Source organism: Candidatus Poriferisocius sp. (assembly GCF_965204015.1).
Taxonomy (GTDB): domain Bacteria; phylum Actinomycetota; class Acidimicrobiia; order Acidimicrobiales; family Bin134; genus Poriferisocius.
This window is the reverse complement of record NZ_OZ241965.1, coordinates 3,109,990-3,124,910: the sequence shown is the minus strand read 5'-3', so window position 1 is coordinate 3,124,910 and position 14,921 is coordinate 3,109,990. Positions and strand designations below refer to the sequence as shown.

Genomic DNA, 14,921 nt, shown 5'->3' with positions numbered 1-14,921 from the left:
CCAGCGGCGGCTGCCGGACCGCCCATCGCCTTAGTGTCATATAGATATTAATAGATATATTATGAGAACAATTTGTACATCATAGGAATCACGGCAACATTACCACCGCTTCCCAAGATTCCCCGTGTCCAGCTGACGCTCCGGCGATGTGGCGGAGCTACAGCGCGACGCCATTTCAGACCATCAATCGATTTCTTATTCTCTGCTACTCACTGTTTTCTCTTCATGAGACCCCCATTGCGTTGTTGGAGTTCCCGGAATGGGATTGTCGGATCTGGAGGTTCTGTGGATTGCCAAGAAATTTGTATGAATTTATGTATAGTTTTCTATGATTAGAGATAAATGGGACTCTTCCGCCGAACAGCGGTGTCGAAGCCAGGAGGGATGCAGTGACTGACGTTGATCAGCGGGATGGGGAGTTGGAGGCGCTTGAGGAGCGGCTCACGCGGTTGAGCGAGGCCAGCGTGCGCATCAACGAGAGCCTGGAGTTGGACACGGTGCTCCAAGGGGTCCTCGACTCCGCCCGGCACCTCACGGCCGCCCGCTACGGGGTCATGACTTTGCTCGACGAAGGCGGGCAGGTGCAGGACTTCTTGTCGTCGGGGACAACCGCTGAGGAGGCCGAAAGGCTGTGGCTTACCCCAGACCCCTATCAGATCTTCGAGTCGCTGACCGAGATCGCCGAACCCCTGAGGGTGGCCGATCTGGCCGAACACGTCAGGTCGCTGGGCTTCGCTGGGTTTGAGGTCCCCGTGCCGGTGGAGGTGTTCAGCTTTTTGGCGGTGCCGATGTTCTATCGGGGCGAGCGGGTGGGCCACGTGTTCGTGGGCGACAAGGACGGCGGCGCCGAGTTCACCCGCGCCGACGAGGAGACCCTGGTGATGTTCGCCTCCCAGGCCGCGATGGTCATCGCCAATGCCCGCCGGCATCAGGATGAGCAGCGGGCTCGGGCCGATCTGGAGACGCTGGTGAACACCTCGCCGGTGGGCGTGGTCGTCTTCGACGCGGTGTCCGGCGCGCTGGCGTTGTCCAACCGGGAGGCCGTGCGCATCGTGGAGGGCCTCCGAGAGGACGAACAGTCGCTGGAGGAGCTGTTGGAGGTGGTGACCTGCGTGCGCTCCGACGGTCGGGAGGTGTCGCTTCAGGGGCGTCCGCTTTCGGCGCTACTCATGTCTGGTGAGATGATCAGGGCCGAGGAGATCGCGCTGCGGGTTCCCGACGGGCGAAGCGTCGGCGCTTTGCTCAACGCCTCCCCGATCCGCTCCGCCGACGGTGAGGTGGTGTCGTTCGTGGTGACCCTCCAGGACATGGCGCCGCTGGAGGAGCAGGAGCGGCTGCGGGCCGAGTTCTTGGCCATGGTGAGCCATGAGCTCCGCACGCCCCTCGCCGCGGTCTTGGGGTCGGTGGGCACGCTTTTGGACACCGCCGGAGGGCTGGACCCCGCCGAGACCACGCAGTTCCTCCGCATCATCCGCGACCAGTCCGACCAGATGCGCCACCTGATCGGCGATCTGTTGGACGTCGCCCGCATCAACACCGGCACCCTGCCCGTGGCCCCCGAGCCCGCCGAGGTGCACCTGTTGGTGGACGACGCCAAGGCCAGGTTCCTCACCGCTGGCGCCGCCAACTCCTTGAAAGTGGAACTGGCCCCGGACCTGCCGCTGGTGATGGCCGACCGGCGCCGCATCGTGCAGGTGCTGAGCAACCTTCTCTTCAACGCCGCCGGGTACTCCCCCGAAGGGTCGCCGATCGTGGTGGCCGCAGAGCGCGACGGAATCCAGGTCGCGGTCTCGGTAGCTGACCAGGGCCGGGGCATACCGTCGGAGCAGATGCCGGATCTGTTCCGCAAATTCTCGCGGGCGCACAGCCCGGACCACGGGTCGAGCCTCGCCGGGTCGGGCCTCGGGCTGGCCATCTGCAAGGGCATCGTGGAGGCCCACGGGGGCCGCATCTGGGCTGAGAGCGAAGGGCCCGGGCTGGGAGCGCGGTTCACCTTCACCCTGCCCGCGGCACAGGCCCCGACTGCTGCTCCCGCTCTGGACTCCCTCAGATCGCAGACCGCGGCCCATCGCCAAGTCCGCGTGTTGGCCGTAGACGACGATCCCCAGGCGCTTCGCTACATCACCGACGTCCTCGCCAGGGCCGGATATGAGCCCATCGCGACCAGCGACCCCGCTGACATCGGTCGCATCATGGCCGAGGACAAGCCCCACCTCGTGCTGCTCGATTTGGTGTTGCCCGAACGCGACGGCATCGACGTGATGAGCGACATCAAAGCCACCGCAGACGTGCCCATCATCTTCCTGTCGGCATACGGCCACGACGAAACCGTGGCCCGGGCCTTCGACATGGGCGCGGCCGACTACGTGGTCAAACCCTTCTCGCCCACCGAGCTGACCGCCAGGATCAGAGCCGCGCTGCGCAGGCGGGTGGAGTTCTTGGAGGGCGAGCCCTCGGCCCCCTATGAAGCCGCCGGGCTGAGCATCGACTTCGCCCAACGCCGCGCCGCAGTGGACGGCAAGCCCGTCGAGCTCACCGCCACCGAATACAACATCCTCCATGAACTGGCCGCCCACGCCCCCCGAGTGATGACCCACAGCGCGCTATTGCACCGGGTGTGGGGGCCCGAGAGAGTGGGCGAGCCCTGGCTGGTGCGCGACGTGATCAAACGCCTCCGCCGCAAACTCGGCGACTCCGCCAACAACCCCACTTACATCTTCACCGAACCCCGCGTCGGCTACCGCATGCCCACCGGCCAAACGTAGAGACATATGCCCATTCACATGGAAATCCTGTGGATAATGTCTGCGTCATTGAAGCAGTCCGACACCATCCAATAGATTGCCCACGGCGGGGGCGGCGGGAGCCGCCCTGGGATAAGGACAGCTCCAGCCCCCGTCGGCGGGGGCAGCTGGCCCGCGTTGGACCCCCCGGTCTGGCCTCCGGCCGCCCCCGCCGCTCCGCCCTCCACCCACAGCAGCGGGCTGCGTCCGCTCAGTGGGACAGGTGAGGTTCGCCTAGGAGGCCAAAGCGGATGGAAACCGCCGGGAATATTGATTTGCGCCCCCGGCAGGATTCGAACCTGCGACCTGATGATTAGAAGTCATCTGCTCTGTCCAGACTGAGCTACAGGGGCGTGCTGGCGCGTTTAACGGCGCGAAACAAACGTATCAAGCCGCTGGCAGGGGCTGGTGCGGGGTTTTGGGCGGCCTCTCCTTTTCCATCAATGACATAGCTACCTCCTGATCGAGATGACCAGCAAGAGAGGGATTCTTACAGAGTAGGTGCGGGGCGGCTGGGTTAGAGGCCGAGCAGGTCGGAGATGAGTTCTCGGATCTGTTGGAGGGCGACGGATCCGATGTTCGTATCGGTTGTTTCGACGATGCGGTCGATGCTGATGGTGGTGGGGAGGTGCGCTTGGGCGACACCGAAGCCGGTGATGTCGACCTCGCTCAACCATCCTCGCTTTGTGGTCGTGCAGGGCACGACTGCGATTGCGTGTTGGCGGAATTCGAGCACTTCATCTGAGGTGACCACGATCGCCGGTCGGACATACCCCGCCTCGCCCCTCGCCGGTGTCCCGAAATCGCAGCGGATAACGTCACCGGCTCGCATCAGCGACATCGCTCGCAGAAGCATCGAGAACCGCCTCATCGCCAGCATCGAGCGGGGCGCTTGCCAGCTGGGCCCCGATGATGCGACGGCGCTCCCGCCGAATCATCTTCTCAAGCTGCGCATCGAACGTGAGCCCCTCGCGCTCTGCCAGCTGGCGGAGCGCATCCCGGTTCCGAACCGAGACCTTGATGGTAGTCGAATCAGGCATACCGCAGAGTATACCTTGCTTGCCCAAAACCCCCGAAGCTGTTAGCGCTACACATTGAAGGCAGAATCGCCTTCACCGTTGACACGACAGGCAATCGCGGAGTCAGCTATTCAGTTACTGTCATCGCCATGCCTAGCCCGTTGTTGCGCATACGCACCCTTTGGGGGGTGGTTCTGTGTTTTGTTCTCGCGGCAACCGCCGTTGTTGTGCTGCCCCATGCGGCCGCAGCGCAAACGGTGGGGGACGTCGAGGCGCGAGACGGGCTGATCGCCAACCAGGAGGCGCTGTTGAACACCTACCGGTGCCGGTTCAACATCGACACCGAGATCGTGCCCGGCGGATGCGCTGACGGCGCCCCCTCCCAGCCCGCAGCCCAGCCCGCTCCGTTTACCGGCACCCCCACCGCCGTCGAGATCGAGGCCCGCGACGGCCTCATCCAGGCCCAGGAGGCGCTGTTGAACACCTACCGGTGCCGGTTCAACATCGACACCGAGATCGTGCCCGGCGGATGCGTCGACGGCGCCCCCGCAGTGGTGGAACCGCCTCTGCCGCCCCTGGGGCCTCCTCCGGCGGAACTCGGTTTCGATCCCTTCTATCAGAAGTATCTGGACGCCGGCGGGATCCCCATCGTCACGTCCGCAGCGGTGCCCGACGAGGCGCTGTATGCAACCAGAGACCTCTTCTTTGACGTGCTGGCGAACCGGCCCGACCTCATCGAGGCACTGGCCGAGTCGGGAATGCATGTCACGCTGATGGCCGAAGGCTCCGTGATCACCGAGATCCCAGAGTTCAGCCAGTTGAACGAGCAATTCCCCAGCCGAGACTGGAACGTCACAACCAAGGGAGGGGGTCTCGGGCCCACGACATCTCTCCCGGTGATGACCGCGGCGGTGGAAAACGTCCTCTGCCTGGAAAGCGAGGTGTTTCCCCATGAGGATGTCATGATCCATGAAATCGGCCATGCTGTTCTCAATATGGCGATCGAGTTCCAAATGGGCGACACTGAATTCCGCGATCGAATCAAGGCCGCCTACCAAAGTGCGCTGGATGCCGGGCTTTGGGAGAACACCTATGCGGCCACCGACGAAGACGAGTACTGGGCCGAGGGGACCGTGGGCTGGTTCAACCTGAACAGCCCTCCCAGCGGAACTCACAACAACATCAACACTCGAGCTGAGCTGCTTGAGTACGACCCGGCCCTTGCCGAGCTCTTGGATGAAGTGTACGGCGATGCGTCAGCCCCGTCGTCTTGCCACGAGACTGTCGATATTTCGGCAAACCTCATCGAAGGCGTGGTACTGGGTCCCGATGATCAGCCGGTGGAGAACATCTTGCTGTGGTTCTGGCAAGGAACAGTAGAGACCAGCGCTTGGGCCCATACTGACGCCGATGGCTCCTTCTACGGCAGGGTTGTGAACGGCACATTCTCAATTGATATCCACGCTGATCCAACCCACGAGTGCTCGTTTGTGGGCTGGTGGGGCGAAGGAGGCCTCACCACCGAAGCCCGCCACATCACGTATACCCAAGTCAGAGACACCGACATAGACGGCATCGTGATCAAGCTCCCCGACGATCCCGAGAACCTCCCCTACGCCGGGCAGTGCGCAACCCGAGCAAGCCGTTCGAGCTAACATGCCAAGCCCTGAGATTTTCACTACCGGAGGCGGCGTTGCGTATGTGCGGACTCCGGAGGAACGGTTTGGCGTGGCCGGCGATTATCCGTACGAGCCGCGCTATGTCGACGTAGACGGGTTGCGGGTGGGCTACGTGATGGCGGAGCCCGATGAATTGGACGGGCAGACGGCCACCGTCTTGCTGCTGCATGGCGAGCCGACATGGGGGTATCTGTACCGCAAGATGATTCCGCCGCTGGTGGCGGGTGGGTACCGGGTGGTGGTGCCTGACCTGATCGGGTTTGGGCGATCCGACAAGCCGGTGGAGCGCTCGGCTTATACCTACAAGGGCCACGTGGCGTGGATGCGGGAGTTCTTGGCGGCCACCGCCGCCGAGCGGGGCGCGGGACCGCTGCACTTGTTCGGCCAGGACTGGGGCGGGCTCATCGGCTTGCGGGTGGCCGCTGAGAATCCCGATCTGGTCGACCGGCTGATCTTGGCCAACACCGGTCTGCCCGAAGGGCAGTCGCCGGGGGCGGGATTCGAGTTCTGGCTCCAGTTCAGCCAAGACGTTGAGTTCCTCGACTGCGGGCGGCTGGTGGACAATGCGACGGCCACCGAGCTGAGCGACGCCGCCCAGGACGCCTACCGGGCGCCGTTCCCCGAAGAGCGCTACATGGCCGGGGCCCGCCACTTCCCCATGTTGGTGCCGATCTCGGCCGACGATCCCGCCGTTCCGGCAAACCGTGCCGCCTGGAAGGTACTGGAACGCTGGACCAAGCCGGTCCTCACCCTGTGGGCTCCCGACGATCCGGTGCTGGGCGGCGGGCAGGCGGCCTTCACCGAGCGGATTCCCGGGGCCGCGGGCCAGCCCCACGCCGAATTCCGCCCGGCCAGCCACTTCATCCAAGAGGACCAAGGCCCCGCGCTGGCCGAGGCCATCGTCGCCTGGCTGGGCTGAGCGCGCTCGGTTCCCGACGCCAAACAGTTTCCCCGCACGGCAAAACCGGCCCTAGACTGACCGGACCGTGCGGGCCGTAGCTCAGTCAGGTTAGAGCGCCGGGTTGTGGTCCCGGAGGTCGGGGGTTCAAATCCCCTCGGTCCGCCCAACAAGCCCCTCTAGCTCAATTTGGCAGAGCAACGGACTCTTAATCCGCAGGTTCTGGGTTCGAGTCCCAGGGGGGGTACAAGTGGCGGTTCCCGAAAATTGCCGTAGGGTCCGCAAAAACCCAGAATAACGGCACAATTTGCCAGCGTGTAGGGCATTGAGCACCGGGCAGCCATAGCCGACAGCAGCGATCCCCTCTAACAGGCTGAAGACCCCGCCCGAAAAGCGACCGGTCCACGCGAGAGCCCCAGAACCCTCAAACGCGCCTTGTTCGGGCCATCGGCCAGACCGCGGCCCCGAACCGCCGCGGGGCGCCTCGCACATTTGCCGCTCGGGGGCCGCCCACCTTTTCGGCGAACCGGCGCGAAACCGCAGCCGGCCCCGGTGGTGGCCGCCTGTCCTGATTCGGCCCGCGCTGCGCCGGTCCGCTACATCAGGGGCCGTGGATTTCCGAGCCGCTCACCCTGCCGTCCCCCACCCGTCGGGGGACGCTGTCGGCGGCTGGGCCGGCTGCGGCGGCATGGGGGCACCCGCCGCGGGGCCGGGGTCCGGGTGATGGGCCAGGACGAGGCAGTCGAGCTGTCGGCGAGCACCCTCAAGGCCTACCGCACCGGCCAGAGGAGCTGGCGCTCGTGGGCGTCGGGTCGGGGGTTGCCGGAGTTCCCCGCCCGCCCCGGCGACCTACAGCAGTGGCTGGGCGCTCTGGCCGAACAGGACAAAAAGCCCGGCACCCTTCGCGTCTACCACTCCGCGGTGGCCCACTGGCACCGCGACTCGCCCGGCGCCAACCCGGCCCACGACCCCGAGGTGCTCCGCCTGCTGAACGAGCTGGCCGACCAGGCCGCCGCCCGGAGCGGCGCCCCCGACCCGCCCGACCCGCTGCGGTGGCACCACATCTGCCAGATCATCGACACCGCCCACAAGCCCCGCCGCAACCTGCCCGGAAAACGCTTGGAGACCGCCAGCCAAGCCCGCCACCGCGGCGACATCGACATCGCCATGATCGCCGTGGCCCACGACGCCTCGCTGGGCTGCTCCCAGATCCTCGCCCTCAAATGGGGGGACGTGGACGTGTTCGAACACGGCGGGCTCGGCCAAGTCCGCGTCCCGAACCCCACCGCATACCAACCGGACGTAGCACCCATATCAGAGTTCGCCGCCCAAGCGCTGGCCCGCATACGACCCCCCGACGCCGATGGTGGCCAGCGCGTCTTCGACTTCTCGGCCAGCACCGTCACCCGCTGCATCAAAGCCGCCGCCCGAGCCGCCGGCATCGACCCGGCCAACATCACCGCCAGGTCCCCGGCGCTGGGCATGGCCCAAGACCTCGCCGACTACAGCGCCCAGATGCTCGCTTCCATCCAGACAGACCGCTGAGGCCGCCTCGACCACTCGCCGTTGTTGCGCCAGGACATCGGTGTCTGAGCGCGGTCCGCTGCCGACAGCGGCTGGCATTCTCGGATTCCGACCGCCAGCGGATTCGCCGCCGAAGCGCACCGGGCACGCTAGTTCGGCTTACGCTCGTAACCGCCAACCAACATCCAGAAGGGGACTACTGCTATGGGCGCAGAGAGGCTGCACTTGGGCCGGCTGTTCCAGCGGGCCCGCCACACCGCCATCCCGAAGCGAAGAGCGCAGAGCTTGTCGGCGCAGGAGTCCGCCGAGCACCCGCCGCAGGTCATCAAGCAGATCCAAGAGGCCGAACTCGAGACCGCGAAGCGGATCGCCGAGGGCACAGCCGACGCCGACGCGAAGGACAGGTCCGAGTTGGCCGAGTACTTCAACAAGAAGCTGGGCCGACAGGAGTTCACCGCCTAGCGATGGCGCAGTGGAAATGGGCCGGTCTCCAGGTGCTCGACGACTGGGACTCCGGAAAAGACAGCCGCGCCGCCACAGCCGCCATCTACTTCCACGCCAGCGAACCCGGAGGACCAGACGCGCCGGGCACGCTGTACCTGGCAAGGGTTGTCGGCATCTGAATCCCGCACCGACCAGAAATGTCAGGACACGCCACACCGGCCTCAAACCGGTCCCGCCACCTGGCAGGCCTCCGGCGCCAGCGGACCGAGGAGCGCCTTTAGGATGAATCGGCCGTTGCTAGTTGTGGTCTCCCCAGCATTGCTCGACGCCGTTGGCCTTGGTGGCACAGGAATAGTTGTGGTTGGCGCGCACGGCGATGAAGGTGCCGGTCGGCGCGTCAACCTGCCCGTGGCTATTGTCGCCCCAGCATTTGACGGTGCCGTCGTCTCGCAGACCGCAATTGTGGTTCAACCCGGCGGACAGGGCGGTGAACACGCCCCCGGGGGCATTCGTTTGACCGGCGTCGTTCCATCCCCAGCAATCGATGGTGCCGTCGGCCCGCAGGCCGCAATAGTGGCTGGCCCCGGGGGAAATGCTGAGCAACTTCGACCGCTCCCCGCTTTGGTCGGAGCGCTCCGTCGGACACTCATCGGGCGGAGGCCATCCCAGCAGCCATATGTGGGCGCACCCCATCCTCGAATAGTCAACGCAGACGTAGCTCATGAACGAGCAGTCCAGCGAGTGGTCCAGCTTGAACACCGAGTGGCCGATCTCATGCAACACGACATCCTCGTATAGGTCAATCAGCTTCGGCACGCTGATCGGGCATTGCGCCGCGCCGACCAGATCCCGTACCCGGTGGGGTCTGGCATAACCGGGGCAATAGCTGGCGTACTGAGCCTCAAGCGTCGACACGGTCGCATAGGAGAAATCCGAGCCCCAGTAGGCATAGCCAGACGTGAGGCCGCCCAGCTCAGCGCCGGTCAGCACGAGCACATCGGGGACATCCCCCCACTCCTCGATCTCTTTTTCACACGGATGAGAACCCACCTGGCGGTACCAAGTGTCCAGCAGGATCCCGTCCCAATCCACATCCGGGGAAATCACCGCCGCCGGAATGAAGCGAACACTCGCCAAGCCCGATGACTGGCGGGCAAAGAACTGGGCCACATTGCTCATCTCTTCGACTTCTCGCTTCAAGTCGGCGTCGGTATATCCCAGGGTCTCGGATGCGCAATAGAACACATGGACGTCGAAAGAACCAGTAAACGGTCGCCGGGTATAGCCCCAGCACTCGACGCTCTGATCGGCCCGCACCCCGCACGAATGGCGCGGACCCGCGGACACCGCCAGGAACTCCCCATCCGGCGCGGTGGCCTGCCCGAAATCATTGCCGCCCCAGCACTCGGCGGTTCGGTCGGTTCGCAACCCGCACGATTGGGAACCGCCGGCCGACACCGAAAGGAACTCCCCATCCGGTGCCGACGTTTCCCCGGATACGTTCTGGCCCCAGCACTCGACGCTCTGATCGGTACGCAACCCGCAGGTATGTGAAGCGCCGGCTGACACCGTTAGGAACCGCCCGCCCGGTGCGGAAGACCGCAGACCCCAGCACTCGACGGTCTGGTCGACCCCAATACCGCAGGAATGCTGATGGCCCGCCGAAACCGACAAGAACTCCCCATCAGGCGCGGTGGCCTGCCCGATGTGGTCGCCATCCAGATCGTCGTTCGACCCCCAGCACGCGACTGAACGGTCGGCTCGCACACCGCACGAATGACGCCAACCCGCAGACACCGCCACGAACTCCCCATCGGGAGCGCCCAACAGGCCAAAGTCGCTATGGCCCCAGCACACGACGGTGCCAGTGGGCCGCAGGCCGCACGAATGGTGCCAACCCGCTGAAACCGCGGCGAACTCCCTCCCAGGCGCGTTCAACTGGCCGTAATTGTTGTAGCCCCAACAGAAGGCAGTCTGATCAGTCCGAAGCCCGCACAGATGGGCACCCCCGATCGAGAGCAGCTCAATCTGGTCGTCGGCCGTTTCCGGCTGCCCGTCATCTTCGCTTTGATTGCCCCAGCACTCGACTGCGCCATCGACCAGCAGACCGCACGAATGACGCCAACCAGCCGACACCGCCACGAACTCCCCATCAGGCGCGGTCGCCTGCCCATGGTCGTCGCTACCCCAACACACTGCGGCGCCATCGACCAGCAGGCCGCACGAATGACGCCAACCGGCCGACACCGCGGCGAACTCCCCATCAGGCGCGGTCGCCTGCCCATGGTCGTCGCCGCCCCAGCACACTGCGGCGCCATCAACCAGCAGGCCGCACGAATGACGCCAACCGGCCGACACCGCGGCGAACTCCCCATCAGGCGCGGTCGCCTGCCCATGGTCGTCGCCGCCCCAACAGCGAACGGACTTGTCGGTTAGCAAGCCGCAGGTGTGGGAGTCGCCGGCTGCTACCGCAGTGAACCGCCCTTGCGGCGGCGTCGCCTGTCGGGCCCAGTTGTCGCCCCAGCACACTGCGGACCGGTCCAACTGCAACCCGCACGAGTGCTGTCCACCGGCCGACACCGCCAAGAACCGCCCGTCGGGCACCGCGACCTGCCCGGAGATGTCGTCGCCCCAGCACTCGACGGCGAGCCCGGCCCGCAAACCGCACGAATGGCCGGTCCCGGCAGAAACCGACAGGAAACGCCCGTCCGGGGCGGTGGCCTGCCCATAGCGGTCGCGGCCCCAGCACTCCACGGTGCTGTCGGCCTGGAGTCGACAGGAGTGCCCCCCGCCGACCGACACGGGATCAAGCTGCGGCTCGGGAACGTCAAGGCGCCCGGAGCCATCTGACCCCCAGCACATAACCGCGCCATCGGTTCTCAACCCGCACGAATGCCAACTACCGGCCGACACCGCCAAGAACTCCCCCTCAGGCGCGGTGGCCTGCCCGATGTGTACTCCCGCCCAATCCTCATTCGAGCCCCAGCACACAACTGCCTGGTCGGCTCGCAAACCGCACGAATGGTCACCACCGGCCGACACCGCCGCGAACTCCCCCGCCGGTGGTGCCGCCTCCCCCGAGCCGTGACCGCCCCAGCACACCAGCGTGCGGTCGATCCGCAGCCCGCACGAATGGCCGCTGCCGGCCGACACCGCCAAGAACCGCCCGCCAGGCGCAAAGGACAGCCGACCCCAGCACACAACCGACTGGTCGGCTCGCAAACCGCACGAATGCCAACTGCCCGCCGACACCGCTGAGAACTCCCCCTCAGGCGCGGTGGCCTGCCCGACGTGGTCGCCCTCCCAATCCTCGTCCGACCCCCAGCACACCGCAGTGCCGTCAACCCTCAGCCCGCACGAATGGAAGCCGCCCGCCGACACCGCCTGAAACTCCCCCTCAGGCGCGGTGGCCTGCCCGCCGGCGTTGCCCCCAAAATCCTCGTCCGACCCCCAGCACACCGCAGTGCCGTCAACCCTCAGCCCGCACGAATGGTGCCGACCAGCCGACACCGAGGCGAATTCCTCGACCGGCGCAGTGGCCTGCCCGTAGTAGTCGTTGCCCCAGCACACGACGGCGGCACCCCCATAGATTCGGCACACGTGATTGCTGCCAGCCGAGACCACCTCGACTTGCCGATCAGGGGTCTCGGGCGGCCCTTCGAATTCGCCTTGGCGGCCCCAGCACACGGATTCCATGTCGGTCCGCAAGCCGCACGAGAAGCTATCCCCGGCCGAAATCGCGGTGAACTCTCCGGCCGGCGGCGTCGCCTGCCCGTCGTCGTCGCGGCCCCAGCACACCGCAGTACCGTCAACCCTCAACCCGCACGAATGACGACCACCAGCTGCAATCGCGGTGAACACTTTCCGGCCGGCGCAGTGGCCTGCCCGTCTTCGTCGCGGCCCCAGCACACCGCGGTGCCGTCAACCCTCAACCCACACGAATGGCGACCACCAGCCGAAATCGCGGCGAACACCCCGGCCGGCGCGGTGGCCTGCCCATAGAGGTTGCGGCCCCAACAGCCGATGGTCCGATCGGCTCGCAGGCCGCACGAATGGAAGTCGCCGGCCGACACCGCGGTGAATCGTCCTTGCGGCGGCGTGGACTGTCCAGCCCAGTCGTCGCCCCAACACACCACGGTCTGATCGGTCCCAACACCGCACGAATGCTGCCCGCCGGCCGACACCGCCAAGTACCGCCCATCGGGCACTGTGGCCTGCCCGGAAATGTCATCGCCCCAGCACTCGACGGCCAGCTCAGCCCCCAGTCCGCACGAATGACCCCCGCCCGCCGACACCGCCAAGAACTCCCCGCCCGGCGCCGTGGCCTGCCCGTAGTCGTCGCCGCCCGAGCACTCGACGGTGCCATCAATCCCAAGTCGGCACGAATGACCCCCGCCCGCCGACACCGGGCTGGGCTGCGGCTCGGGAACCTCTGCCAGTCCTGAGCCGCCGTAGCCCCAGCACACCACTGCGCCATCGGTTCGCAATCCGCACGAATTCCAATGGCCGGTCGATACCGACAAGAACTCCCCGTCCGGCGCGGTGGCCTGCCCGATGTGTTTCCCGTCCCAGTCTTCGTCCGACCCCCAGCACACCACCGAGTGGTCAACCCGCACACCGCACGAATGCTGCCCGCCGGCAGACACCGACAAGAACTCCCCGGCGGGCGCGTGAGTACGCCCAGAACTGCTGCTGCCCCAGCACACAACCGTGCGGTCGATCCGCAGACCGCACGAATGCCAGTCGCCAGCCGACACGGACAAGAAACGCCCGCCAGGCTCCGTCGCCCCGCCAAAATCGCTGTGGCCCCAACACGTGACGGTGCGGTCTGTTCGCAGTCCGCACGAGTGCCACCCTCCCGCTGAAACCGCGGCGAACCCCCCGTCGGGCGCGGTGGCCTGCCCGATGGGGTCGCCATCCCAATCCTCGTCTGACCCCCAGCACACCACCCCGCCGTCGGCCCCCACTCCGCACGAATGCCGCCAACCTGAAGACACATCCACAAACCGCCCTTCAGGCGCCGCGGCCTGCCCATACTCGTCGTTGCCCCAACACACCACCTTGTCGGCGTCCCGCAGACCACACGAATGCTCTACCCCGGCTGACACCGACAAGAAACGCCCCGCAGGCGCATCAGCCTGCCCAGATTCGTCGCTCGCCCCAGCACACCGCCGCACCGCCCTCCAGCAACCGGCAGGCATGGAAACCGCCGACCGAAACCGAGACTGGCCTGTGGCCCCACCTCCGGCAGCCCACCCCGCAGCTCCCACACCGCCTCGTCGTCCAGCACCAGATAACAGCCGATGGAATCGTGATACCCCCACCGCACCTGAGCCAGCACCTCCGACCCATCCGCCGACTTCGCCACATCCACTAGCTGCTGTCCAAACCGATGAACCCCGAAACACCGCTCAGCCGCTGAGCGATCGCCCGCAGTCGCCCTTGGACGTCAACGTCCGACCTGAAGCCCGCAGCACCCCCACCGCCTCGTCGTCGAGCACCAGATAACAGCCAATGGAATCGTGATACCCCCACCGCACCTGAGCCAGCACCTCCGACCCATCCGCCGACTTCGCCACATCCACCGGCTGCTGACCGAACCGATGAACCCCGAAGCACCGCTCAGCCGCTGCATCAGCCAAGACCACGCTCGAAGAGACCCCTAGCCCCACAACCGCCAACCCCACAGCGACCGCCACTGACGCCGCAATCTTCAGCACTGAGGGCACCCGAGAACCGTATAGCCAGCAGTGGCTGCCGACACAGGCAAGCGCTCGCTCGTCGTGCTACAGTGACACTGTTCCGCATTGCGGTACTGGTCCACAGTATGGAACCCGCCCTGGGGTCCAGCACCACAGAAGGAGTGTGTCGAATGACTGACACGCCCGAGATCGACGACATCGATCTGTCGAGTCTGAACGACGAAGACCTGTGTGCGCAGATGCACGACGATCTTTACGACGGTCTCGCCGAAGAGATTGATGAAGGCACCAGAATCTTGCTGGACCGGGGATGGCCGGCTGACAAGGTGCTGGACGAGGCGTTGGTGGAGGGGATGCGCATCGTGGGCATCGACTTTCGCGACGGCATCCTGTTCGTGCCCGAGGTGCTTTTGGCCGCCAATGCCATGAAGGCGGGCATGGCCATCTTGCGGCCACTGCTGGCCGAGACCGGGGCCGAGCCCATCGGCAGCGTGGTGATCGGCACCGTCAAGGGCGACATCCACGACATCGGCAAGAACCTGGTGGCCATGATGCTGGAGGGTGCCGGGTTCGAGGTGACCGATCTGGGCATCAACACCGATGTGGAAGAGTTCATCGCCGCACTCGACGAGCACCAGCCCGACATCTTGGGCATGTCCGCCCTGCTCACCACCACCATGCCGTACATGAAGGTGGTCATCGACACGCTGGTCGAAAAGAGCCTTCGGGAGGAATTCATCGTGTTGGTGGGCGGCGCCCCGCTCAACGAGGAGTTCGGCGAGGCCATCGGCGCCGACGCTTACTGCCGTGACGCGGCGGTCGCCGCCGAGACCGCCAAAGAGCTGGTGGCTGCCCGTCGAGCCGCGGTGTGA

General features: G+C 65.9%; 13 protein-coding genes and 3 tRNA genes. 9 read left to right on the top strand and 7 right to left on the bottom strand.

The window, feature by feature from the left end; genetic code table 11:
* Positions 1–389 precede the first annotated feature (389 nt).
* Complete coding sequence (locus ACOGJC_RS14030; protein ID WP_419845618.1) at positions 390–2,765, top strand: ATP-binding protein; 2,376 nt, start codon at positions 390–392, stop codon at positions 2,763–2,765.
* Between the two features lie 296 nt (positions 2,766–3,061).
* Here ACOGJC_RS14030 and ACOGJC_RS14025 read toward each other — a convergent pair.
* The 3 genes from ACOGJC_RS14025 to ACOGJC_RS14015 form a co-directional block, all read right to left on the bottom strand.
* Positions 3,062–3,136 (bottom strand) — tRNA-Arg (locus ACOGJC_RS14025).
* 164 nt (positions 3,137–3,300) lie between these two features.
* A complete protein-coding gene (locus ACOGJC_RS14020; protein WP_419845617.1) occupies positions 3,301–3,624 on the bottom strand; it encodes a type II toxin-antitoxin system PemK/MazF family toxin in 324 nt (107 codons plus the stop codon).
* A complete protein-coding gene (locus ACOGJC_RS14015) occupies positions 3,602–3,823 on the bottom strand; it encodes a hypothetical protein (protein ID WP_419845616.1) in 222 nt (73 codons plus the stop codon). Before ACOGJC_RS14015 ends, ACOGJC_RS14020 begins: the two co-directional genes overlap by 23 nt.
* Positions 3,824–3,951: 128 nt before the next feature.
* Between ACOGJC_RS14015 and ACOGJC_RS14010 the strand changes: the two genes are divergently transcribed.
* The 7 genes from ACOGJC_RS14010 to ACOGJC_RS13980 all read left to right on the top strand — a co-directional run bounded on the left by ACOGJC_RS14010 (position 3,952) and on the right by ACOGJC_RS13980 (position 8,526).
* Positions 3,952–5,457, top strand: coding sequence for a hypothetical protein (locus ACOGJC_RS14010; RefSeq protein WP_419845615.1), 1,506 nt, complete (start codon positions 3,952–3,954; stop codon positions 5,455–5,457).
* Position 5,458: 1 nt separating this feature from the next.
* A complete protein-coding gene (locus ACOGJC_RS14005; RefSeq protein WP_419845614.1) occupies positions 5,459–6,400 on the top strand; it encodes a haloalkane dehalogenase in 942 nt (313 codons plus the stop codon).
* Between the two features lie 70 nt (positions 6,401–6,470).
* Positions 6,471–6,548, top strand: a tRNA-His gene (locus ACOGJC_RS14000).
* 4 nt (positions 6,549–6,552) lie between these two features.
* A tRNA-Lys gene (locus tag ACOGJC_RS13995) sits at positions 6,553–6,626 on the top strand.
* A gap of 476 nt (positions 6,627–7,102) precedes the next feature.
* On the top strand, positions 7,103–7,924 hold the full coding sequence (locus ACOGJC_RS13990) for a hypothetical protein (RefSeq protein WP_419845613.1): 822 nt from the start codon (positions 7,103–7,105) through the stop codon (positions 7,922–7,924).
* Positions 7,925–8,107: 183 nt separating this feature from the next.
* A complete protein-coding gene (locus ACOGJC_RS13985) occupies positions 8,108–8,365 on the top strand; it encodes a hypothetical protein (RefSeq protein ID WP_419845612.1) in 258 nt (85 codons plus the stop codon).
* 2 nt (positions 8,366–8,367) lie between these two features.
* The gene (locus ACOGJC_RS13980; protein ID WP_419845611.1) at positions 8,368–8,526 is read left to right on the top strand and encodes a hypothetical protein; all 159 of its coding nucleotides are present in this window, start codon (positions 8,368–8,370) and stop codon (positions 8,524–8,526) included.
* Between the two features lie 118 nt (positions 8,527–8,644).
* Here the strand turns inward: ACOGJC_RS13980 and ACOGJC_RS13975 are convergent, their stop codons facing one another.
* The 4 genes from ACOGJC_RS13975 to ACOGJC_RS13960 are packed head-to-tail and all read right to left on the bottom strand — an operon-like array spanning position 8,645 to position 14,076.
* On the bottom strand, positions 8,645–12,166 hold the full coding sequence (locus ACOGJC_RS13975; protein WP_419845610.1) for an RCC1 domain-containing protein: 3,522 nt from the start codon (positions 12,164–12,166) through the stop codon (positions 8,645–8,647).
* The gene (locus ACOGJC_RS13970) at positions 12,163–13,455 is read right to left on the bottom strand and encodes an RCC1 domain-containing protein (RefSeq protein ID WP_419845609.1); all 1,293 of its coding nucleotides are present in this window, start codon (positions 13,453–13,455) and stop codon (positions 12,163–12,165) included. The genes ACOGJC_RS13975 and ACOGJC_RS13970 overlap by 4 nt, the downstream gene beginning before the upstream one ends.
* Complete coding sequence (locus tag ACOGJC_RS13965) at positions 13,440–13,715, bottom strand: hypothetical protein (RefSeq protein WP_419845608.1); 276 nt, start codon at positions 13,713–13,715, stop codon at positions 13,440–13,442. Before ACOGJC_RS13965 ends, ACOGJC_RS13970 begins: the two co-directional genes overlap by 16 nt.
* Before the next feature lie 43 nt (positions 13,716–13,758).
* Positions 13,759–14,076 carry a hypothetical protein gene (locus ACOGJC_RS13960; protein WP_419845607.1) on the bottom strand — a complete coding sequence of 106 codons (318 nt, stop codon included), beginning with the start codon at positions 14,074–14,076 and terminating at the stop codon, positions 13,759–13,761.
* Positions 14,077–14,219: 143 nt separating this feature from the next.
* On the opposite strand from ACOGJC_RS13960, the gene ACOGJC_RS13955 reads away from it, so the two are divergent.
* On the top strand, positions 14,220–14,921 hold the full coding sequence (locus ACOGJC_RS13955; RefSeq protein ID WP_419845606.1) for a corrinoid protein: 702 nt from the start codon (positions 14,220–14,222) through the stop codon (positions 14,919–14,921).

What these genes read in the sequence shown, in the direction of transcription:
- ACOGJC_RS14015 (WP_419845616.1), bottom strand. Translation starts at nt 3,823, where the DNA reads ATGCCTGATTCGACTACCATCAAGGTCTCGGTTCGGAACCGGGATGCG.
- ACOGJC_RS13990 (WP_419845613.1), top strand. Translation starts at nt 7,103, where the DNA reads ATGGGCCAGGACGAGGCAGTCGAGCTGTCGGCGAGCACCCTCAAGGCC.
- ACOGJC_RS14020 (WP_419845617.1), bottom strand. Translation starts at nt 3,624, where the DNA reads ATGTCGCTGATGCGAGCCGGTGACGTTATCCGCTGCGATTTCGGGACA.
- ACOGJC_RS13955 (WP_419845606.1), top strand. Translation starts at nt 14,220, where the DNA reads ATGACTGACACGCCCGAGATCGACGACATCGATCTGTCGAGTCTGAAC.
- ACOGJC_RS14005 (WP_419845614.1), top strand. Translation starts at nt 5,459, where the DNA reads ATGCCAAGCCCTGAGATTTTCACTACCGGAGGCGGCGTTGCGTATGTG.
- ACOGJC_RS13985 (WP_419845612.1), top strand. Translation starts at nt 8,108, where the DNA reads ATGGGCGCAGAGAGGCTGCACTTGGGCCGGCTGTTCCAGCGGGCCCGC.
- ACOGJC_RS14010 (WP_419845615.1), top strand. Translation starts at nt 3,952, where the DNA reads ATGCCTAGCCCGTTGTTGCGCATACGCACCCTTTGGGGGGTGGTTCTG.
- ACOGJC_RS13980 (WP_419845611.1), top strand. Translation starts at nt 8,368, where the DNA reads ATGGCGCAGTGGAAATGGGCCGGTCTCCAGGTGCTCGACGACTGGGAC.